General features: G+C 72.2%; 20 protein-coding genes. 13 read left to right on the forward strand and 7 right to left on the reverse strand.

Annotated elements, in window-relative coordinates; genetic code table 11:
- Positions 1-19: 19 nt before the first annotated feature.
- From ACIHAR_RS22200 to ACIHAR_RS22225, 6 genes are all read right to left on the reverse strand, one after another.
- Positions 20-1,009, reverse strand: a complete 990-nt coding sequence (locus ACIHAR_RS22200) for a zinc-dependent alcohol dehydrogenase family protein (protein WP_365462700.1) — start codon at positions 1,007-1,009, stop codon at positions 20-22.
- Positions 1,006-1,848, reverse strand: coding sequence for a carbohydrate ABC transporter permease (locus ACIHAR_RS22205; protein WP_400021230.1), 843 nt, complete (start codon positions 1,846-1,848; stop codon positions 1,006-1,008). The genes ACIHAR_RS22200 and ACIHAR_RS22205 overlap by 4 nt, the downstream gene beginning before the upstream one ends.
- Positions 1,845-2,783, reverse strand: coding sequence for a carbohydrate ABC transporter permease (locus ACIHAR_RS22210; RefSeq protein ID WP_400021232.1), 939 nt, complete (start codon positions 2,781-2,783; stop codon positions 1,845-1,847). The genes ACIHAR_RS22205 and ACIHAR_RS22210 overlap by 4 nt, the downstream gene beginning before the upstream one ends.
- Complete coding sequence (locus ACIHAR_RS22215) at positions 2,780-4,153, reverse strand: sugar ABC transporter substrate-binding protein (RefSeq protein WP_365462694.1); 1,374 nt, start codon at positions 4,151-4,153, stop codon at positions 2,780-2,782. The genes ACIHAR_RS22210 and ACIHAR_RS22215 overlap by 4 nt, the downstream gene beginning before the upstream one ends.
- 78 nt (positions 4,154-4,231) lie before the next feature.
- Positions 4,232-5,011, reverse strand: coding sequence for a DeoR/GlpR family DNA-binding transcription regulator (locus tag ACIHAR_RS22220; protein ID WP_365462692.1), 780 nt, complete (start codon positions 5,009-5,011; stop codon positions 4,232-4,234).
- A gap of 274 nt (positions 5,012-5,285) precedes the next feature.
- Entirely contained in the window at positions 5,286-6,110 is an 825-nt protein-coding gene (locus tag ACIHAR_RS22225; RefSeq protein WP_365462690.1) for an NAD(P)-dependent oxidoreductase, read from the reverse strand.
- A 228-nt stretch (positions 6,111-6,338) separates the two neighbouring features.
- Between ACIHAR_RS22225 and ACIHAR_RS22230 the strand changes: the two genes are divergently transcribed.
- Entirely contained in the window at positions 6,339-7,292 is a 954-nt protein-coding gene (locus tag ACIHAR_RS22230) for a 5-dehydro-4-deoxyglucarate dehydratase (RefSeq protein ID WP_400021235.1), read from the forward strand.
- On the forward strand, positions 7,289-8,452 hold the full coding sequence (locus tag ACIHAR_RS22235; protein ID WP_400021237.1) for a hypothetical protein: 1,164 nt from the start codon (positions 7,289-7,291) through the stop codon (positions 8,450-8,452). Before ACIHAR_RS22230 ends, ACIHAR_RS22235 begins: the two co-directional genes overlap by 4 nt.
- Here ACIHAR_RS22235 and ACIHAR_RS22240 read toward each other — a convergent pair.
- The gene (locus ACIHAR_RS22240) at positions 8,389-9,624 is read right to left on the reverse strand and encodes an MFS transporter (protein WP_400021239.1); all 1,236 of its coding nucleotides are present in this window, start codon (positions 9,622-9,624) and stop codon (positions 8,389-8,391) included. The genes ACIHAR_RS22235 and ACIHAR_RS22240 overlap by 64 nt on opposite strands.
- Before the next feature lie 250 nt (positions 9,625-9,874).
- Between ACIHAR_RS22240 and ACIHAR_RS22245 the strand changes: the two genes are divergently transcribed.
- The 11 genes from ACIHAR_RS22245 to ACIHAR_RS22295 all read left to right on the forward strand — a co-directional run bounded on the left by ACIHAR_RS22245 (position 9,875) and on the right by ACIHAR_RS22295 (position 21,589).
- A complete protein-coding gene (locus ACIHAR_RS22245) occupies positions 9,875-10,465 on the forward strand; it encodes a TIGR03086 family metal-binding protein (protein WP_365462682.1) in 591 nt (196 codons plus the stop codon).
- 74 nt (positions 10,466-10,539) lie between these two features.
- A complete protein-coding gene (locus ACIHAR_RS22250; RefSeq protein ID WP_400021241.1) occupies positions 10,540-11,289 on the forward strand; it encodes an MBL fold metallo-hydrolase in 750 nt (249 codons plus the stop codon).
- 146 nt (positions 11,290-11,435) lie between these two features.
- The gene (locus ACIHAR_RS22255) at positions 11,436-12,098 is read left to right on the forward strand and encodes a GntR family transcriptional regulator (protein ID WP_365462678.1); all 663 of its coding nucleotides are present in this window, start codon (positions 11,436-11,438) and stop codon (positions 12,096-12,098) included.
- Positions 12,095-13,006: a dihydrodipicolinate synthase family protein gene (locus ACIHAR_RS22260; protein ID WP_365462676.1), complete on the forward strand. Its 912-nt coding sequence runs from the start codon at positions 12,095-12,097 to the stop codon at positions 13,004-13,006. Before ACIHAR_RS22255 ends, ACIHAR_RS22260 begins: the two co-directional genes overlap by 4 nt.
- A complete protein-coding gene (araD, locus tag ACIHAR_RS22265) occupies positions 13,003-14,733 on the forward strand; it encodes an L-arabinonate dehydratase (RefSeq protein ID WP_365462674.1) in 1,731 nt (576 codons plus the stop codon). Before ACIHAR_RS22260 ends, araD begins: the two co-directional genes overlap by 4 nt.
- Positions 14,734-14,898: 165 nt before the next feature.
- Positions 14,899-15,834 carry a sugar ABC transporter permease gene (locus ACIHAR_RS22270; protein ID WP_365462672.1) on the forward strand — a complete coding sequence of 312 codons (936 nt, stop codon included), beginning with the start codon at positions 14,899-14,901 and terminating at the stop codon, positions 15,832-15,834.
- Positions 15,831-16,730, forward strand: a complete 900-nt coding sequence (locus ACIHAR_RS22275; protein WP_365462670.1) for a carbohydrate ABC transporter permease — start codon at positions 15,831-15,833, stop codon at positions 16,728-16,730. Before ACIHAR_RS22270 ends, ACIHAR_RS22275 begins: the two co-directional genes overlap by 4 nt.
- Complete coding sequence (locus ACIHAR_RS22280; RefSeq protein ID WP_400021243.1) at positions 16,727-18,016, forward strand: polysaccharide lyase family 1 protein; 1,290 nt, start codon at positions 16,727-16,729, stop codon at positions 18,014-18,016. The genes ACIHAR_RS22275 and ACIHAR_RS22280 overlap by 4 nt, the downstream gene beginning before the upstream one ends.
- Positions 18,013-19,173 carry a Gfo/Idh/MocA family protein gene (locus ACIHAR_RS22285; protein WP_400021245.1) on the forward strand — a complete coding sequence of 387 codons (1,161 nt, stop codon included), beginning with the start codon at positions 18,013-18,015 and terminating at the stop codon, positions 19,171-19,173. Before ACIHAR_RS22280 ends, ACIHAR_RS22285 begins: the two co-directional genes overlap by 4 nt.
- Positions 19,173-20,021 (forward strand): PmoA family protein, encoded by an 849-nt coding sequence (locus tag ACIHAR_RS22290; RefSeq protein ID WP_365462664.1) that lies wholly within the window; start codon positions 19,173-19,175, stop codon positions 20,019-20,021. Before ACIHAR_RS22285 ends, ACIHAR_RS22290 begins: the two co-directional genes overlap by 1 nt.
- Entirely contained in the window at positions 20,018-21,589 is a 1,572-nt protein-coding gene (locus ACIHAR_RS22295; protein ID WP_400021247.1) for a family 43 glycosylhydrolase, read from the forward strand. The genes ACIHAR_RS22290 and ACIHAR_RS22295 overlap by 4 nt, the downstream gene beginning before the upstream one ends.
- The last annotated feature ends 5 nt before the right edge of the window (positions 21,590-21,594 follow it).

Below are 21,594 nucleotides of genomic sequence, written 5' to 3' on the forward strand. Positions count from 1 at the left end.
TCGGGTAGGGGCGGGGTGCCTACGGCACCACGACGATCTTGCGGCCCACGCCCGCCGCGAACTGCTCCAGCGCCTGCGGATAGCGCTCCAGCGGCACCCGGTCGCTGATGAAGACGTCAGGATCGAGGACACCGTTCGCGAACAGCTCCGCCGCGCGTTCGAAGCTGTGCAGGACGGCCATGGACCCGGTGATCGTGATCTCCTGGTTGTAGATCCGGTACGGATCGATGGTCACCCGCGTCGCGTAGTCGGCCACTCCGAACTGCAGGAACGTGCCGGCCTTCGCCACCCGCCCCAGCCCGTCCTGGATCGCCGCCGCGTTGCCCGTCGCGTCCACCACCACGTCCCAGCCCTGCGGCCGGTCCAGCTCGTCCGCGTTCGCCGCCGACGCCGAGACGCCCAGCCGGACCGCCGTCTCCAGCCGGGCCGGGTTCACGTCCACCACGTCGACGCTCGCCGCGCCCGTCCGCTTGGCGAGTTCCAGCATCATCAGTCCCATCGTGCCCGAGCCGTAGATCAGGACGTGGGCGCCCAGACGGGACCGGAGGACGTCGTAGCCGCGTACCGCGCACGACAGCGGTTCCACCAGTGCCGCGTCCTCGGTGCGGACGTGGTCGGGGAGCCGTACGCAGTTCGCTACCGGAGCCACCGCGTAGCGGGCGGCGCCGCCGGGCGTCGTCACGCCGATCGCCGCCCACCGTTCGCAGAGGTTGTTGTGGCCGGTGCGGCAGTAGCGGCACTCGTGGCAGTACAACGACGGGTCCACCGCCACCCTGTCGCCCACCGACAGCTCCGTGACGCGGGTGCCGACCCCGACCACCTCGCCCGCGAACTCGTGCCCGGGCACGATCGGCAGCTCGGGCGCGAACTCCCCCTGGAGGATGTGCAGGTCGGTCCCGCACAGTCCGCACGCCGCGACCTCGACGACGACCTCGCGCGGCCCGGGCGCCGGGTCCGGGACCTCGGCGACGACGGCCTTGCCCACGGACTCGATGACGGCGGCCTTCATTTCACGGCTCCCAACGACAGGCCCTGGACCAGCTTGTCCTGGGCGGCGAACCCCGCGGCGAGCACCGGCAGGGAGATGACGAGCGACGCGGCGCACACCTTCGCCAGGAACAGGCCCTGGCTGGTGATGAAGCCGGTCAGGAAGACGGGGGCGGTCTCGGCGACCACTCCCGTGAGCACCCGGGCGAAGAGCAGTTCGTTCCAGCTGAAGATGAAGCAGATCAGGGCCGTCGCGGCGATGCCGGGCAGGGCGATCGGGGCGACGACGCGGGCCAGGACCGTCGGCAGCCGTGCTCCGTCCACCCGCGCCGCCTCGATCACCGCCACCGGCACCTCGGCCAGGAACGACTGCATCATCCACACCGCGATCGGCAGGTTCATGGAGGTGTAGAGGACGACCAGCAGCCAGATGTTGTCGAGCAGGTCCGCGTTCTTCGCGAACAGGTAGATCGGCAGCAGACCCGCCACGACCGGCAGCATCTTCGTCGACAGGAAGAAGAACAGGACGTCCGTCCACTTCCGGACGCGGTTGATCGACAGGGCGTACGCGGCGGGCAGCGCCAGCAGCAGCACCAGCAGCGTCGACGCGACCGACGCCACCGTGGAGTTGATGAGCGCCGGCCAGGGGCTCGCCCCGCCGCCCGCGCCGAAGAACTCGCGGTAGCCGTCCAGGGTCAGCGACGCCGTGAAGGAAGGCGGGTTCGTCGCCGCGTCCTGCTCCGAGTGGAAGGACGTCAGCGCCATCCAGGCGATGGGCAGGAAGAAGACGACGCCGGCCAGCCAGGCCAGCAGGCCCAGACCGGTGGTCCTGCGGCGGGCGAGTACGGTCGGTGCGCTCATGCGCGGGACACCTCCTCGCGGAACAGGGACGAGACGACCCGCAGGGCGAAGGTCGCGATGACGATCGAGCCGATGACCACCAGGACTCCCGCGGCGGAGGCGAGGCCGTTCTCGTGGGCCTGGTAGAAGCTCTGGTAGACGGTGTAGGGCAGATTGGCGGTGCCCAGGCCGCCGGACGTGATCGTGAAGACCGCGTCGAAGTTCTGGACGATGTAGATCGAGCCGAGCAGCGCGCCGAGTTCGAGGTAGCGGCGCAGGTGCGGCAGCGTCAGGTGGCGGAAGATCTGCCAGTCGCTCGCGCCGTCGACCCGGGCGGCCTCGATCTGCTGCTGGTCGCGGCTCTGCAGGCCGGCCAGCAGGATCAGCATCATGAACGGGGTCCACTGCCAGACCAGGGACGCCTCGACCGCCAGGAGCGGGGTGTTGGAGATCCAGTCCGGCTGGGGGCCGCCCACATAATGCAGCAGGCCGTTGAGCAGGCCGTATTCGGGGTTGTAGAGGACGTGCTTCCAGAGCAGGGCCGCTGCCACCGGCACCACGAGGAAGGGGGCGATCAGCAGGGTGCGGACCACGCCCCTGCCCCGGAACCTCCGGTCCAGCAGCAGGGCGAGGAGCAGACCCAGGACCAGGCTCGCCAGCACCACCGCCGCCGTGAGCAGCACGGTCGTCCAGACCGAGTGGCGCAGGTCCGCGTCGGTCAGGACCTGGCGGTAGTTGTCGAGGCCGGTGAAGCGGCGGGCGTCGGGGTAGAGGGCGTTCCAGTCGAAGAAGGAGATCACCAGCGTGGCCACGAACGGCAGCTGGGTCACGGTGATCATGAAGATCAGGGCGGGGAGCAGCGGGGCGCGGGTGGCCCAGGCCCGCAGCCGGGCGGAGGGCTGCCGTGCGGAGCGCACGGGGGCGGTGGCCGCGGGGGCCGTCGTGGTGGCGGTCATCGTCCCTCGTACTCCTCGGATATCCGCTCGGCGAGCTGCTGGGACTTCCTCAGGGCCGACTCGACGGACTGGCGTCCGGCGATGGCCGCGCTGATCTCCTGGGAGACCTTGGTGCCGAGGTCGGTGAACTCGGGGATGCCGACGAACTGGATGCCGGGCGCGGGGCGCGGCTGGACGCCGGGGTCGTTCGGGCGGGCGGCCTCGATGGCCTCCTTCGTCATCTCCTGGAAGGCGGCCGCCTCCGCGCGGTACGCCGCGTTCCGGTAGGTCGACGCCCGCTTGCCGGCCGGGACGTTGGACCAGCCGATCTCCTCGCCGACCAGCTCCTCGTACTGCCTGCTCGAGGCCCAGGAGACGAACCGCCAGGCCTTGTCGGCGTTGCGGGACGCCTTCTGGATGCCCCAGGCCCAGGTGTAGAGCCAGCCCGAGGAGTCGGTCCTCTCGACGGGCGCGGGGGCGTAACCGACCTTGCCCTTGACGGGGGAGCCGGCCGCCTCCAGGGAGCCGGCGGCGGAGGTGGCGTCGTACCACATGGCGACCTTGCCCTGGGTCATGTTGTTCAGGCACTCGGCGAAGCCGGACTGGGCCGCTCCCGACTGGCCGTGGTCACGGACCAGGTCGACATAGAACTTCGTCGCCTTCTCCCACTCGGGGGAGTCCAGCCGGGCCTTCCAGTCCTGGTCGAACCAGGTGCCGCCGAAGGTGTTCACGACGGTGGTGAGCGGGGCCATCACCTCTCCCCAGCCCGGCAGGCCGCGCAGGCAGATGCCCTTCATGCCAGGTTCGGCGCCGTCGGCCTTCGCGGCGAGGTCGGCCACCTGGGTCCAGGTGGGGTGCGCGGGCATCGTCAGGCCCTTCGCGGCGAAGACGTCCTTGCGGTACATGAGGAAGGAGGACTCGCCGTAGAAGGGCTGGCCGTAGAGCTTGCCGTCGTCGCCGGTGAGGGACTCCCGCATCGGCTTGAGGACGTCCTGCTCGTCGTAGGCCGGGTCCTCGCCGACGTAGGAGTCCATCTCGTGCAGCCAGCCGTTGCGGGCGTAGATCGGTATCTCGTAGTTGGAGAGGGTCGCCACGTCGTACTGGCCCGCCTGGTTGGCGAAGTCCTGGCTGATCTTGTCGCGGACGTCGTTCTCCGGCAGGACGGTGAAGTTCACCTTGATGCCGGTGTCCTTGGTGAAGTGGGCGGCGGTGAGTTTCTGCAGTTCGGTCATCTGGGGGTTGTTGACCATCAGGACGTTGATCGAGTTTCCGCCCGATCCGGCTCCGCCCGCCCCGGCCCAGCAGCCGGAGAGCAGCGGGGCGAGCAGCGTCCCTGCGGCGGCCATGGCGAGCGTGGCTCGCGGTGGCCGTCGTCGGCTCTGGGTTCGCATGGATCGCTCCTGGACGTATGGGGAGATAAGGGGCGTGATGGGGTAGGGAAACGCCCCCGAGGGAGGTGGGTTGGACTGTCAGACGCGGATGACCTGCGGTCCCATCAGCGAGTAGCGGTGGGCCTCGGCCGAGGGCAGCAGCGTGCTCGTGACGATCGCCTCCAGCGCGCCGATCTCCGCGAACCGGCAGAAGCTGACCGCGCCGAACTTGGTGTGCACGCCCGCGAAGACCGTGCGCCGCGCGGCGCGGATCGCCTGCGCCTTGACCTCGCTGACCGCGGGGTCGGGGGTGGTGAGGCCGTGCCCACGGGAGATCCCGTTGGCGCCGATGTAGGCGAGGTCGACGACGAAGCCGGCCAGCATCTTCGTCGTCCAGTGGTCGACGGTCGCCAGCGTGCCGGAGCGGACCCGGCCGCCGAGCAGGAGCACGGAGACGTTCCCCTTCCCGGCCAGTGCGCCCGCGACGGGCAGGGACGCGGTGACCACGGTCAGCGGCCGGTCCGCGGGCAGCGCCTCGGCGATGAGCTGCGGGGTGAAGCCCTCGTCGACGAAGACGGTCTCGGCGTCCCCGAGCAGCTCGGCCGCGGCGGCCGCGATCCGGCGCTTCTCGGGGACGTGGCTGGTGGCGCGGAAGGCGAGCGTCGTCTCGAAGCCGGCGCTCTCCACGGGGTAGGCGCCGCCGTGGGTGCGGCGGACCAGGCCGTGGTCCTCCAGGGCCCGCAGATCCCGGCGTACGGTCTCCTTGGCCACGCCCAGGTCGGCGGCGAGCGTGGTGACGTCGACCGAGCCGGTGGCGCGGGCGACCCGCACGATCTCCCGCTGGCGCTCTTCCGCCGTCCTCGGGATGTTCGCTGTCATCGTGGTCACCCGCCTCCGCGCCGTTGTGCCCGTTCGGGCCCGGTGCGGCCCGTGGGAGAAGTTGTACAGCGGGTGCGCGGCGCTGACCAGGCCTGTTGCGGGCCCGATACTGCCCGGGTGTGCCCGTTCGCCGGGTGGAGTGCCCGCCTCGGACCTGCGCGGCTGCGTGGGGAGGCGTGGGATCGGGCAGGGGCGGTGCCCGAACGCGGCGGCGGGCGGGCCCGTTCGGTGCCCGCCCGCCCCGCGAACGATCGTTTTCCGCCGTTCGGCGGTGTCAGTACGGCCAGATCGGCGGGTCGCTGACGAAGTGGCCGCCGAGGTAGGCGTGCGCGATGTTGTCAGGGTCGAGTTCGCCCTGCTCGGCGATCAGCTTCTCGGCGTAGGGCTCGGAGTCGTCCTGCGGCTCGTAGCCGAGCGCGCGGGCGGTGGAGAGGTCCCACCACAGCCGGGTGTTGGCGGAGGAGCCGTGGACGACGGTGTGGCCGACGTTCTCGGCGGTCAGGGCCGCGTGGAAGAGGCGCGCGCCGTCGGCTGGGCTCATCCACACCGACAGCATGCGCACGCTGGTCGGCTCCGGGAAGCAGGAGCCGATGCGCACCGACACCGTCTCCAGGCCGTGCTTGTCCCAGTAGAACTGCGCCAGGTCCTCGCCGAAGGACTTGGACAGGCCGTAGAAGGTGTCCGGGCGGCGCGGGGTGTCGACGGGGATCAACGCACCGGGATCGAGAGGCGTGTCGCCCTGGGGGCGGGGGGTGAAGCCGACCGCGTGGTTGGAGGAGGCGAACACGATCCGGTCGACGCCCTCCTCGCGGGCGGCCTCGTAGACGTGGTACGTCCCCTCGATGTTCGCCTTGAGGATCTTCTCGAAGGGGGCTTCCAGGGAGATGCCCGCGAGGTGGATGATCGCGTCGACGCCCCGTACGGCCTCCCGGACGGCGTCCTTGTCGGCGAGGTCCGCGACGATCGCGTCCGGCTCGCCCTCGATCGGGCGCAGGTCGAGCAGGCGCAGGTGGTAGCCGTAGTCGGGGAGCAGGTCCCGCATCAGGGTGCCGAGGCCACCGGCGGCGCCGGTGAGCAGGACGGTGCGCGGTGCGGGCATCCCGGGGTCTCCTTGGATCTCACGGCCGTATGCGTGGACGTTATTCACATGCGTGGACACGCTAAGGATCTCTCGCGCGCCTCGTCAAGGGGTGCGCCGAGTCGACAAGTCCCCTTCCGTGTCGCCGTACGCGCGCTTGACCGGGTCTGATCGGCTCCTTAGGGTGAGATGCGTTCAGAAATGTGGACACCAATCATAAGAATGCACGCGTCGCCTGAGGGAGAGTCCGTGACGTCAGCCCCGCTCGCCGCACGCCTGCGCGTCCCCAGCGGACCGCTGTTCTTCCCCGTCACCGCCTTCGCCCCCGACGGCTCCGTCGACCTCGGCGCCTACCGGACGCACGTCCGCCGCGGGGTGGAGGCCGGGGCGGCGGCCGTCTTCGCGTGCTGCGGCACCGGGGAGTTCCACGCGCTCACGCCGGAGGAGTTCGCACAGTGCGTGCGGGCGGCCGTCGAGGAGACCGGCGGACGCGTGCCGGTCGTCGCGGGAGCCGGCTACGGCACCGCGCTCGCCGTGCGCTACGCCCGCCTCGCGCACGAGGCCGGCGCGGACGGGCTGCTCGCGATGCCGCCGTACCTGGTCGTCGCCGGACAGGAGGGACTGCTGCGCCACTACCGGGAGGTGGCGGCCGCGACCCCGCTCCCCGTGATCGTCTACCAGCGCGACAACGCCGTCTTCACCCCGCGGACCGTCGTCGAACTCGCCCGCACCGACGGGATCATCGGCCTCAAGGACGGGCTGGGCGACCTCGACCTCATGCAGCGGACCGTCAGCGCCGTCCGCACCGAGGCGCCCGGCGACTTCCTCTACTTCAACGGCCTGCCGACCGCCGAACAGACCCAGCTCGCCTACCACGGCATCGGCGTCACCCTCTACTCGTCGGCCGTCTTCTGCTTCGCCCCCGAGATCGCCCTCGCCTTCCACCGGGCGCTCGCCACCGGCGACGAGGCCACCGCGCACCGCCTGCTGGACGGCTTCTACCGCCCGTTCGTCGAACTGCGCGCCCAGGGCCGCGGCTACGCCGTCGCCCTCGTCAAGGCCGGCGTACGGCTGCGCGGCCTCGACGTCGGCGAGGTCCGGCCCCCGCTGCACGAACCGGGCGAGGATCATGTCAAGCAGCTCGCTCAGGTGATCGAGCGCGGATACGCGCTGCTCGAAGAGGACACGTCGGAGGACAAGTGAAGGCGTCGGCATTCGTCTACCCCTGGGACGTCAACGGGGACCCGGAGGCCCCGGCCCGCATCGCCGCCCTCGGCGTGCACCAGGTGACCCTCGCCTCCGCCTACCACTCCACCCGCGCCCTCACCCCGCGCCACCCCCGCCACCGCATCGTCACCGCCGAGCACGCGGCCGTGCTGTACCCGGCGGACGCACGCTGGGAGGGGCGCACCCTGCGCCCCCACCCGGCCGGTGACTGGGCCCCCGGCGACGCCTACGGCGAGGCGGCCCGCGCGCTCGCCGGGGCCGGTCTGGAGGTGCACACCTGGGTGGTCCTCGCGCACAACTCCCGCCTGGGCGCCGAGCACCCGGACACCTCCGTCGTCAACGCCTACGGCGACCGCTACCCCTGGGCGCCGTGCATCGCGCAGCCCGCCACGCGCGCGTACCTCGTCGACCTGGCCGCCGAGGCCGCCGTACGCCCCGGCGCGGCCGGCACCGAGCTGGAGTCCCTCGGCTGGTACGGCCTGCAGCACCTGCACGCCCACGACAAGACCGGCGGGGTCGCTCTCGGGGACGCCGGCCAGTACCTGATGTCGCTCTGCTTCTGCCCCGTCTGCCGGGAGGGCTACGGGGCGCGGGGCCAGGACGCCGACGAACTGGCGGCGGCCGTGCGCACCGCGCTGGAGCCGCTGTGGCGGGGGGCGCCCGACGACGGGGGCTGGGCGGCGGTCCAGAAGCTCCTCGGGGAGGGGCCGGCGGCGGCCACGCGCGCGTGGCGCGACGACACCGCCCGCACCCTCCAGGAGGCGGCCGTGGCGGCCGTCCGCGCGGCGGCACCGGAGGGCTTCCAGGTCCTGCTGCACGCGGACCCGGTGACGTACCACGTCGGCGCCAACCCCGGTGTCGACCCCGCGCACATCCTGTCCGTCGCGGACGGCGTGGTCGTGCCCTGCGCGGGCGGCCCCGGCCTGCTCACCCCCTTCGCCGAGCAGCGCCGCCGGAACGCCGTGATCGCCGCCAACCTCACCGTCGTCTCCGGTATGGGCGGCAGCCCCGGCACGCTCGCCGCCGACGCGGCACGCGCGCGTGAGCGGGGCGCCACCGAGCTCCGGCTCTATCACGCGGGGTTGGCGTCGGACGGCGACCTGGAGGCCGTGCGCAAGGGGCTCAGCGCGCTCTGAGCCAGCGCCGCCAGCTGCGCGGCGCCCAGGACGGCCAACAGCAGCCGGTGGTCGGCCAGTTCCACCAGGACCGCCCCCACCGCCAGCCCGACCGCGTTCGGCGCGAACATCAGGGTGTGGGCGGTGGCGGCGGCCCGCCCCAGCAGCCGGTCCGGCGTCCGGCGCTGCACGGCGGTGAGCGCGGCGATCAGCACACACGGCAGGCCCATGCCGATCGCCGCGCCGCACGCCAGGGCCACCGCGTCCGACGGCACCGCCCGCAGCGCCACCGCCAGACCGGTCAGCCCGATGCCGGCCGCCGCGAACCGCCGCTCGCCCAGCCGCCGCAGGGCGGGCCCGGAGAGCAGCCCGATCACCACGGACCCGGCGCCCTGGACGGCGTAGAGCACGCCCGCGTACGCGGGAGAGTGGCCGAGGCCCTCGACGAGGGCGTGGACCAGCGCCCCGTTGACGCCCGCGAACAGCATCGTCGTACCGCCGGCCAGGACCAGGGGCCGCAGCCGCGGGTCCCGCCACAGGTGCCGGGCGCCCTCCGCGGTCCGCTCGCGCCGGCCGGCGGTCGGCGGCTTCGGCCTGCTCTCCCGCGCCCGGACACAGGCGTACAGCACGGCCGCGCCCAGGAAGGTCGCCGCGTCCAGCAGGGCGACGCCCGCACCCCCGTGGGCCGCGTACACGCCCGCGCCCGCCAAGGGGGCGAGGAGCTTCGTGCCCTCGAGGGCCGTGGTGCGCAGCCCGTTGAAGTCGCCCAGGAGCTCGGGGGCGACGGCGGTGGCGACCAGGGCGGACGCGGCGGCCTCGTGCACCACGGACGCCGTGCCGTACACCAGCAGGACGGTGAGCAGCAGCCACAGCCCGTGCGGGGAGTCGACGGTGAGGAGGACCGGCAGCAGCGCCGCCAGCAGCAGATCGAGCGTGATCAGCAGGGGCTTGCGGCGGGCGCGGTCGGCGAGGGTGCCCAGCGCCGGGCCGGCCACGGTCGGCGCCCACAGGGCGAACGTGCACAGCGCGGCCAGCCCGTCCGACCCGGTGAGGTCCTTCACCCACACGCCGGACGCCAGCCACAGCGCGGAGGTGCCGAAGCCCGAGAGCACCAGCGCGGCGAGGTAGAGCGCCGCGTCCCGGTCGCGCAGGACGCGCAGCACGGACCGACCCGTCGTCTTCGTCGTCGTCATGCCTGGTCATCGTGGGTCTAAGGCAGGCCGCGAGGCATCGGGCAGGTGCCTTAGAAACGGCGGCGGGGAATCCGCCGCCCACCCGGGGGCCGGCCGGCTGCCGCCAGGGCCGGGCCCGGTCTGCGATGAGTTCGCGGGCCGTCACCGGTCTGCCTTCCAGCACCCATGACACGTCCGGAGAAACGATGACGCACCCGGAAGACCTGACGACGCACCCGGAAGACCCGACGACACACCCGGAGGAGCAGCCATGACCGACACGACGACCCTCGACCTCGGCCCGCAGGCCCGGATCGTGGCCCGTCTCGCGGCGGGCGTGACCGACGGGCGGCTGGAGCAGGGGACGCCCTGCCCCGCCTACACGGTCCGCAACCTGCTCGGCCATCTGACCGGCCTCGCCGTCGCCTTCCGCGACGCCGCCCGCAAGGACCTGGGCCCCACCACGGACACCGACCCGGGGGCCGCCACACCTGACGTCGGCCCCGGATGGCGCGAGGAACTGCCCCGCGTCCTCGACGAACTCGCCGCCGCCTGGAGCGACCCCGCCGCCTGGACCGGTATGACGCGTGCGGGCGGCATCGACCTGCCGGGTGAGGTGGCGGGCGCGGTGGCCGCCGACGAACTGGTCATCCACGGATGGGACCTGGCGCGGGCCACCGGTCAGGCGTACGAGCCGGATCCCGCCGCGCTGCGCGCGTCGCACGCGCTCCTGCGGGCCGCCGCCGACCAGAACGACCGGGGGGAAGGCATCTTCGGCCCGGTCGTGCCGGTCCCGGACGACGCCCCGCTGCTCGACCGGGCGGTCGGGCTGAGCGGGCGCGACCCGGGCTGGACGCCGTAGACGCCCCGAGCAGGAATCCGTAGTCCGAGGTGATCCGGGCGCGACGCGGGAGCCCGGTCCGTACTCTCCCCACCATGCCCCTCAGCCTCACCGTCCTCGGTACCGCCTCCCCGCACCCCGGGCCGGACCGCCCCTGCTCCGGCTACCTGCTGCGCGGTGGGGGCGCCGAGGTGTGGGTGGACGCCGGTACGGGCACGTTCGCGGAATTGCAGCGGCACACGGACCCCCGGCGGCTCACGGCGATCTGGATCTCCCACCTGCACGCCGACCACAGCGCCGACCTCCTGGCCGCCGTCTACGCCTTCGCCTACGGCGGCCTCACCCCGCCCGCCCCGATCCCGGTGTACGCGCCGGCCGACTGCGCCCGGCGCCTGGCGGGCTTCCTCGGACGGCCGGACGTGCGGTTCCTGAGCGGTGTGCTGGACTTCCGGCCGCTGTACGACGGGCACGCGGTCCGGCACTGGAACCTCCGGCTCACCTCGCGCGCGGTGACGCACGACACCGAGGCGTACGGGCTGCGCGCCGAGTGCCAGGGCAGCGTCCTCGCGTACTCCGGCGACAGCGGACCGTGCGACGCGCTCACCGAACTCGCCACCGGGGCCGACCTGTTCCTGTGCGAGGCCGACATCGACGCGCATCGCGAAGGCGAACAGCGGGTGCACCTCACCCCCGAGGACGCGGGGGCCTGCGCGAAGGGCGCCCGGGAGCTGCTCATCACCCACGTCGGGCCCACGCTCAGCCGCGAGGAGGCCGTCGGCCGCGCCGCCCTGGTCTTCGCCGGACGGACAACCGCCGCCCGCGAAGGCGAGACCAGGTCCTTCTGACCCCTCACGACGCGGCAACCTCAACTTCCTTTGTCAGAAGCATTGACGAAACACGGGGCCCCTCCTACCTTCAACGCGTCGTACTTCGTACGTCATATATGAGACGCGATACGCGAGATCAGATACGCGACATCCGAGAGGCGCGCATGACCTCTGTGCCCACGCCGATCCCTTCCCGCACGCAGTACGTGCTGGAGGAGATCAAACGCCGCATCCTCACCGGGCAACTGACGCCCGGACAGGCGCTGGTCGAGACCGAGCTCGCCGCACAGTTCGGGGTCTCCAAGACCCCTGTGCGCGAGGCGCTCAAGACCCTCGCCGGCACCGGCCTGGTCGTCATGAGCCAGTACAAGGGCGTCACGGTGCGCATGGTGGACGCGGACATGGCGCGCGAGGTCTACGACGTCCGGCTCCTGCTGGAGCCCGAGGCACTCAAGCGCGCCGTGCGGCGCGGAGCCTCCCTCGACGCCGCCCGGGACGCGCTGACCAGAGCCGACGAGGCGACCGACACCGCCGAACGGTCCCTGGCCAACCGGGAGTTCCACCGCGCCCTCTACCTGCCGTGCGGCAACCCGCTGCTCGGCCGGATGCTCGACGAGGTCCGCGACCAGGCCGCCCTGGTCTCCGCCGTCGCCTGGGCCGCCTCGCCCAGCTGGGAGCGGGAGGCCGGCGAGCACCGCGAGATCCTGCGGCTCGCCCTGGACGGCGACGCGGACGGCGCGGCCCGCGCCCTGCACGCCCACATCGCGTCGTTCGTACAGCGAGCGTTCCCCGAGGCCGAGGCCCAGGCAGAGGAAGGTCAGGAATGAGCAGCGTGGCGTTCGAGACCCAGCGGACGGCCCTGGCCGACGTCGTGGCCATCCCGGTGACCCCCTTCGCCGAGGACGGCTCCGTCGACCAGGACACCCACCGGGCCCTGCTGCGCCGTCTGCTCGACGGCGGGATCACCACCCTCACGCCCAACGGCAACACCGGCGAGTTCTACGCCCTCACCCCCGAGGAGCGCCGCCTGGTCACGGAGATGACGATCGAGGAGTCCGGCGGCCGCGCCGTGATCCTCGTCGGCGTCGGACACGACGTCCCCACCGCCGTCGCCTCCGCCCGCCACGCCCGCGAGCTGGGCGCGCAGATGGTGATGGTCCACCAGCCCGTCCACCCCTACGTCTCGCAGAGCGGCTGGGTCGACTACCACCGCGCCATCGCCGAGGCCGTGCCCGAGCTCGGCGTCGTCCCGTACATCCGCAACGCGCAGCTCGCCGGCGTCCGCCTCGCCGAGCTCGCCGACGCCTGCCCGAACGTGATCGGCGTGAAGTACGCCGTCCCGGACGCCGCCCGCTTCGCCGCCTTCGCCCGCGACGCCGGGCTGGAGAGATTCGTCTGGGTCGCCGGCCTCGCCGAGCCGTACGCCCCCTCCTACTTCTCCGCGGGCGCCACCGGCTTCACCTCCGGCCTGGTGAACGTCGCCCCGGCCGTCTCGCTGAACATGATCGAGGCGCTGCGCTCCGGCGACTACCCGGCCGCCATGAAGGTCTGGGAGCAGATCCGCCGCTTCGAGGAACTGCGCGCCGCGAACGGCTCCGCCAACAACGTCACCGTCGTCAAGGAGGCCCTCGCCTCCCTCGGACTGTGCCGCCGAGAGGTCCGCCCGCCGAGCCGGCCGCTGCCCGAGAACGAGCGCGCGGAGGTCGCCGCCATCGCCGCCGGGTGGTCCATATGACCGACAGGAAGCGACCCGAAGACCTCAGAAGCCACCAGTGGTACGGCACCGACGGCCTGCGGTCCTTCAGCCACCGCGCCCGCACCCGCCAGCTCGGCTACCTCCCCGAGGAACACCTCGGCAAGCCCGTCATCGCCGTCCTCAACACCTGGTCCGACATCAACCCGTGCCACGTCCACCTGCGCGACCGCGCCCAGGCCGTGAAGCGGGGGGTGTGGCAGGCCGGCGGCTTCCCGCTGGAGTTCCCGGTCTCCACCCTCAGCGAGACCTTCCAGAAGCCGACTCCGATGCTCTACCGCAACATGCTCGCGATGGAGACGGAGGAACTGCTGCGGTCGTACCCGGTCGACGGGGCCGTGCTGATGGGCGGCTGCGACAAGACGACCCCCGCCCTGCTCATGGGGGCGGCGAGCGTCGACCTGCCGACCGTGTTCGTGCCCGCCGGCCCGATGCTGCCGGGCCACTGGCGCAACGAGGTCCTCGGCTCCGGCACCGACATGTGGAAGTACTGGGACGACAAGCGGGCCGGCCTCATCGGCGACTGCGAGATGGCGGAACTGGAGAACGGCCTCGCCCGTTCGCCCGGCCACTGCATGACCATGGGCACGGCGTCCACGCTGACCGCGGCGGCCGAGGCGCTCGGCGTCACGGTCCCGGGCGCCTCCAGCATCCCGGCCGTCGACTCCGGGCACGACCGCATGGCCGCCGCGGCGGGCCTGCGCATCGTCGAACTGGTCCACCGGGGCCGGACGCTGAACGACATCCTCACCCGCGACGCCTTCGAGGACGCCGTCACCACCGTCCTCGGCCTCGGCGGTTCCACCAACGCCGTGATCCACCTGATCGCCATGGCGGGCCGGGCCGGCGTCAAGCTCACCCTCGACGACTTCGACCGCATCGCCCGCACGGTCCCGGTCCTCGCCAACGTCCGTCCCGGCGGCCGGAAGTACCTCATGGAGGACTTCCACTTCGCCGGCGGCCTGCCCGGTTTCCTCTCCCGGATCCCGGACCTGCTCCACCTCGACCGGCCGACGGTCTCGTACGACACCCTGCGCGAGCAGATCGCCGGCGCACAGGTCCACCACGACGACGTCATCCGGCCGCGGGACAACCCGGTGGCGAGCGAGGGCGGGGTGGCCGTGCTGCGCGGCAACCTCTGCCCGGACGGCGCCGTCATCAAGCACATCGCCGCCGAGCAGCACCTGCTCAAGCACACCGGTCCCGCGGTCGTCTTCGACGACTACAGGACGATGCAGCGGACCATCAACGACCCGTCGCTCGGCATCACCGCGGACAGCGTCCTGGTGCTGCGCAACGCCGGTCCCAAGGGCGGCCCGGGCATGCCCGAGTACGGCATGCTGCCCATCCCCGACCACCTGCTCAAGCAGGGGGTGCGGGACATGGTCCGGATCTCCGACGCCCGGATGAGCGGCACGAGTTACGGCGCGTGCGTGCTGCACGTGGCGCCCGAGTCGTACATCGGCGGCCCCCTCGCGCTCGTGCGCACGGGGGACTCGATCACCCTCGACGTCGGGGCCCGCACGCTTCAGCTCAACGTGGACGACGAGGAGCTGGAACGCCGGCGGGCGGAGTGGACGCCGCCGCCCACGCGGTACGAGCGCGGCTACGGCGCGCTCTACAACGAACAGATCACCCAGGCCGACACGGGCTGCGACTTCGAGTTCCTGGCCCGGCCCGGCAAGGTCCAGGACCCTTACGCGGGCTGACCCGCACCCCCGGTACCACCGAGCGCGACCCCGCACACCGCTGCACAGGGAGAAAGCGCTTCCCCCGCGCGCACGACGCAAGCACGCACGACGCAAGCACGCACGACGCAAGCAAGCACGACTCACGCACGACGCACGCACGACGCACCAGAACGGAGAACAGTCATGGCCCAAGCCGCAGCCGTGGCGAAACCGCCCGCGCCACCCCGGCGGCGCCGTGCCTCCGCCACGCCGCGCAGGCTGCCGTACCTGCTGATCGCCCCGGCGGCCCTGCTGATGCTGGGCTTCATCGCCTACCCGGTCATCAGCGTCTTCTACTACAGCCTGCAGAACTACAACCCCACCAAACCGTGGCGGAACGGCTACGCGGGCTTCGACAACTTCGTCCACGCCTTCACCGACGACCCGGTGTTCTGGGACACGCTGACCTTCAGCGCCAAGTGGGTCTTCGTCGAGGTCGGGCTGCAGCTGCTGTTCGGTCTGGCGCTGGCGCTCATCGTCAACCAGACCTTCGTGGGCCGGGCGCTGGGACGCGCCCTGGTCTTCTCGCCGTGGGCCGTCTCCGGAGTCCTGACCTCCGCGATCTGGGTGCTGCTCTACAACTCCCAGACGGGCATCACCCGTTACCTCGCGGACATGGGCATCGGCTCCTACGGCACCAGCTGGCTGTCGGACACCTCCACCGTCTTCCCGGCGGCGATCGTCGCCGACCTGTGGCGCGGTGTCCCCTTCTTCGCGATCCTCATCCTCGCCGACCTCCAGTCCGTCTCCAAGGACCTGTACGAGGCCGCCGAGGTCGACGGGGCGAGCAAACTCAAGCAGTTCTGGCACATCACGCTGCCCCACCTGAAGGACGCCATCATCCTGTCCACGCTGCTGCGCGCGGTGTGGGAGTTCAACAACGTCGACCTGCTCTACACGCTGACCGGCGGCGGTCCGGCGGGCGAGACCACGACCCTGCCGCTCTACATCGCCAACACCTCGGTCGACGCCCACAACTTCGGTTACGCGTCCGCCCTGACCACGGTCGCGTTCGTGATCCTGCTCTTCTGCTCGATGGTCTACCTGCGGCTGAGCAAGTTCGGAAGTGAGGCCAAGTGATCACCAAGGAGGCCACCGAGGTGGCGCCCACGCCCGTGAGCGTCCCCACCGCGCCCGACCAGCGGCCGCGACGGAAGAACCGCTCCTGGGACGAGGCCCCGCGCTGGCAGATCTACCTGCCCCTGTCGATCTACCTCGTCTTCACCCTGATCCCCTTCTACTGGATCCTGCTCTTCGCGCTGCGCCCGGCCGGCTCGACCTCGCTCGTGCCCTGGCCGATGACCTTCGAGCACTTCGAGAAGGTCTGGACGGAGCGGAGCTTCGGCACCTACTTCCAGAACAGCCTGCTCGTCGGCGTCGCCACCCTGGTGATGACGACGCTGGTCGCGCTGGCCGGCGGGTACGCCCTCGCCCGCTTCGACTTCAAGATCAAGCAGGCCTTCATGCTGGCCCTGCTCTGCTCCCAGTTCGTGCCGGGCGCGCTGCTCCTGGTCCCGCTGTTCGAGATCTTCGCCGAGCTGCAGATGATCAACTCGCTGGGCAGCGTCATCATCGCGGAGACCGTCTTCCAGCTGCCGCTGTCGATGATCCTCATCAGCAACTTCATCAAGAACGTGCCGTACTCGCTGGAGGAGGCCGCCTGGGTCGACGGCTGCAACCGCCTGACGGCCTTCCGGATCGTCGTGCTGCCGCTGTTGCGGCCGGGTCTGATCGCCGTCGGCTCGTTCGCCTTCGTCCACTCCTGGAACCACTTCCTGTTCGCCCTGATGTTCCTGAACAACCAGGAGAAGCAGACGATCCCGGTCGGTCTGAACACCCTGATGAGCGCGGACAGCGTCGACCTCGGCGCGCTCGCCGCGGGCGGCATCATCGCGGCCGTCCCCGTGGTGATCGTGTTCGCCTTCATCCAGAAGTGGCTGATCACCGGCTTCAGCGCGGGGGCGGTGAAGGGATGAGAGCACGTCACATCGCCGTGGCCGCGGGGATGCTGGGGCTCCTGTGCGTGCCCGCCCACGCCGAGGCCCGCGACATCAGCCGCGACACCCTCGCCCCGAACGACGGCTGGGCCGCCGCCGAGGGCGGCACCACGGGCGGCGCGGCCGCCGACGACGCGCACGTGTACACGGTGACCGACCGGGCAGGCCTGGTCCGCGCCCTGGACGACGGCAGCGACACCCCGAAGATCATCAAGATCGCCGGCACGATCGACGCCAACACCGACGACGACGGCGACCACCTGGACTGCTCCGACTACGCCACCGGCGGCTACAGCCTGAAGAAGTACCTGGCCGCCTACGACCCCCGCACCTGGGGTTCGGCCAAGCCCAGCGGCCCGCAGGAGGAGGCCCGCCAGGCGTCGGCGGCCAAGCAGGCCGAACGGGTCGTCCTGCGCGTCGGCTCCAACACCACCCTCGTCGGGCTCGGCAAGGGCGCCGTCCTCAAGGGCGCCAGCCTCCAGGTCAGGAACGCGGACAACGTCATCCTCCGCAACCTCGACCTGCGCGACGCCTACGACTGCTTCCCCGTCTGGCAGCCCAACGCCGGAGGCCTCGGCGACTGGAAGACGGCCTACGACAACCTCTGGCTGGCCGGCGCGACCCATGTGTGGGTCGACCACGTCACCGCCTCCGACAAGGGCCACCCCGACGCGGCCGAACCCACCCACTTCGCCCGCAACTACCTCCGTCACGACGGCCTGCTGGACATCACCAACGGCTCCGACCTCGTCACCGTCTCCTGGAGCCGGTTCGCCGACCACGACAAGGCGATCCTCATCGGCAACGGCGACACCGCGACCGGCGACCGGGGCAGGCTGCGGGTCACCCTGCACCACAACACCTTCGAGTCGGTCGTCCAGCGCGCGCCCCGCGTCCGCTTCGGACAGGTGCACCTCTACAACAACCGGTACGTGGTCGCGGAGGACGGCGGCCACCGGTACTCGCTCGGCGTGTCGACCGAGTCCGCGATCCACGCCGAGAACAACGCCTTCCACGCACCCGGCCATGTGGAGGTCGCCGACCTCGTGAAGAGCTGGAACGGCACCGCCCTGCACCAGAGCGGCACCCTCTTCAACGGCTTCCCGGTCGACCTCCTCGCCATCTACAACGCCTACAACTCCGGCAGCGAGCGCGACCTCACGGCGGACGTCGGCTGGACGCCCACCCTGCACGGGAAGATCGACAGCGCCTCGGTGGCCGACCGCGAGGTGGCGCGCGGCGCGGGCGCGGGGAGGATCCCATGAGCACCGCCGTCCCCGTCGTCCTCGCGGGCGCGCGCGGCCACGGCCGCTGGCACCTGGACAACATCCGCCGGCTCCAGGACAAGGGCATCGTCCGCCTGGCGGGCATCTGCGAGCTGACCCCGCTCACCGCGGACGAGATCCCGGAGGGCCTGGGCACGCCCGAGCAGTCCGCCGACTTCGGCGCGCTCCTCGACTCCACCGGCGCCCGGATCGCCGTGATCTGCACCCCGATCCCCACCCACACCGACCTGGCCCTGACCGCGGCCGGCAAGGGCGTGCACCTGCTGCTGGAGAAGCCGCCGGCGCCGTCCTACGCGGAGTTCCGCCGGATGGCGGACGGGGTGGCCGAGGCGGGCGTGGCCTGCCAGATCGGCTTCCAGTCGCTGGGCTCGCACGCGGTGCCCGCGATCCGTGAGCTGATCGCCGACGGGGTGATCGGCGAGGTGGCCGGGGTCGGCGGTGCGGGCGCCTGGGCGCGCGCGGAGTCGTACTACCGCCGGGCGCCCTGGGCGGGCAGGCGGCGGCTGAACGGCGTCGACGTGATCGACGGCGCCCTCACCAACCCGCTCGCACACGCCGTCGCCACCGCCCTCGTGCTGGCCGGCGCCACGCGCGCCGACGGGGTCACCGGCATCGAGACCGAGCTGGCGCACGCCAACGCCATCGAGTCCGACGACACCTCCTGCGTCCGGGTCACCACCGCCGACGGCCGCCCGGTCGTCGTCGCGGCCACCCTGTGCGCCGAGGACCCCGACGACCCCTACGTCCTCGTCCACGGCAGCCGCGGCCGGATCACCTTCTGGTACAAGCAGGACCGCGTCCTGCTCCAGCGCGCCGACCACGGCCCCGAGGAGGTCGAGTACGGCCGCACCGACCTGCTGGAGAACCTCGTCGACCACCTCACCGACGGGACCGAGCTGCTGGTCCCGCCGGCCGAGACCGAGGCGTTCATGCGGGTCGTCGAGGCGATCAGGACCGCGCCCGACCCCGCCCAGCTGCCCGAGGGCGCCTGGCGTCTGCTGCCCGACGAGGGCCGCCGGGTGGTCCCCGGCGTCGACGGGCTCGTCGCGGCCGCCGCCGACACCCTCGCCCTCTACTCCGAACTGGGCGCCGCCTGGGCGTCCCCGACCGCGCATCCGAAAGAGGTGAGCACCTGATGACGGCATCCGACGCACCGGTCGTCCTGCGCGTCGCGGGCCGCCCCGTCGGCCGCTACGTCACCCGGCCCGAGCTGCCCGCCCGGCTCTCCCCACGCCCCTTTCTGCACCCCGTCACCACCCTGACCGGCACGGCGGTCACCGAACTGAGCCCCGCCGACCACACACACCACCTCGGCGTCGGTGTAGCCGTTCCCGACGTCGAGGGGCACAACTTCTGGGGCGGACGCACCTTCGTCCGCGACCAGGGCCCGACCGAGCTCGACAACCACGGCGCCCAGCGGCACATCGGCTTCCAGCTACGCGACCCCGACGGCTTCGTCGAGGAGCTGCGCTGGGTCGCCGCCGGAGCCGAGCTGCTGCGCGAGCGCCGTACCGTCGCGGCCACCGAACTCACCCACGTCGCCTGGGCGCTGGACTTCACCTTCTCCCTCACCAACGTCACCCCGGACCCCGTGACGATCGGCAGCCCCGCCACCAACGGGCGCCCCGGCGCGGCGTACGGAGGCTTCTTCTGGCGCGCCCGCAAGGAGGCGGCGGCCCCCGACGTCTTCACCGCAACCACGTCCGGCGAGGCGGGGGCCCACGGCGAGCGCGCCGACTGGCTCGCCCTGGCCGGCACGGACTGGACCCTGGTCTTCGCGGGCGCCACCGACGCCACCCGCCGTGACCCCTGGTTCGTCCGCACCGCCGAGTACCCGGGCGTCGGCTCCTCCCTCGCCTCCGCCGAACGGCTCGCGATCGCCCCCGGCGACACGACCGTCCGCCGGATCGTCACCGTCGTCGCCGACGGCCGCCTGGACCGCGGCGAGGCGGCGGCCCTCGTACGGAAGGCGGTCAGCCAGTGACCGACGAGACGCAGGGGACCCACGAGATCTACGAGACCTACGAGAACCCGATCCTCGACGCGGACTGGTCCGATCCGGACGTGGTGCGGGTCGGCGACGACTTCTACCTCACCGCCTCCAGCTTCGGCCGCGCCCCCGGCCTGCCGCTGCTGCACTCGCGCGACCTGGTCAACTGGACCCTGATCGGCCACGCCCTCGAACGCCTGGAACCGGCGGACGAGTTCGCGAGGCCCCGTCACGACTGCGGTGTCTGGGCCCCCTCGATCCGGCACCACGACGACCGCTTCTGGATCTTCTGGGGCGACCCCGACCAGGGCATCTTCCAGGTCAACGCCCCGGAGATCAGAGGCCCCTGGACCCGACCGCACCTGGTGAAGGAGGGCAAGGGCCTGATCGACCCCTGCCCCCTGTGGGACGACGAGACCGGCGAGGCCTACCTGGTCCACGCCTGGGCGAAGTCGCGCTCCGGCGTCAAGAACCGCCTCACCGGCCACCGGATGCACCCCGACGGGACGTCGGTGCTCGACGAGGGCAAGGTGATCGTCGACGGCGACCGCGTCCCCGGCTGGTTCACCCTGGAAGGCCCCAAGCTCTACCGGCACGACGGCTGGTTCTGGATCCTGGCGCCCGCCGGGGGAGTGGAGACCGGCTGGCAGGGCGCCTTCCGCGCCCGGGACTTCTTCGGCCCGTACGAGGAGAAGATCGTCCTGGAGCAGAAGGACACCGACGTCAACGGCCCCCACCAGGGCGGCTGGGTGCGCACCCCGTCCGGCGAGGACTGGTTCCTGCACTTCCAGCAGCGCGGCGTCTACGGCCGGGTCGTCCACCTCCAGCCGGTGCGCTGGGACGCGGAAGGCTGGCCGGTGATGGGCGACGACGGCGCCCCCGTCGCCGTGCACCGCAGGCCCGCCCTGCCCCGGCAGCCGGCCGCCGCGCCCGCCACCGACGACGACTTCCCCGGCGGGCGGTTCGGCCACCAGTGGCAGTGGACCGCCAACCCTCCCCCACTCTCTGCTGCGCTGGAGCGGGGGGACCCCCATGACGGCTGGGCCACCCAGCACTCCGGGGACGGGCTGCGCCTGAGCTGCGTCCGCACGGCCGACGCGCATGATCTGCGCAAGCTGCCGAACGTGCTCACCCAACGGCTGCCCGGCACTCCCTGCGCCGTGGAGGTCGAGCTGGACCTGCGCGGTGAGGAGCCGGGCGCGCGGGCCGGCCTCGCGGTCCTCGGGGACGCCTTCTGCTGGATCGGGCTGCAACGAGGGGCCGACGGGACGGTCCATCTCGTGCACCGGTTCGCCGAAGCCGTCGCCGAGAGGGAGCGGGACGCCGACCGTCCGCGGCTCGCGCCCGGCGGACGCGCCCGACTGCGCGTGGAGATCGGCACGGGCGCCCGCTGCCGCTTCGCCTACGACATCGGCGACGGCTTCCGGTCCTCCGGCCCGGTCTTCGCGGCCACCCCCTGGCGCTGGGTCGGCGCCCTGCTCGGCCTGTTCGCCCTCGCCCCCGAAGGACCGGGCCACGCGGGGGCGGCCACGTTCACCGCCTTCCGGATCAAACCCCTCTGACCCGT

The sequence above is a fragment of the Streptomyces sp. NPDC052016 genome (assembly GCF_044548445.1).
Taxonomy (GTDB): Bacteria; Actinomycetota; Actinomycetes; order Streptomycetales; family Streptomycetaceae; genus Streptomyces.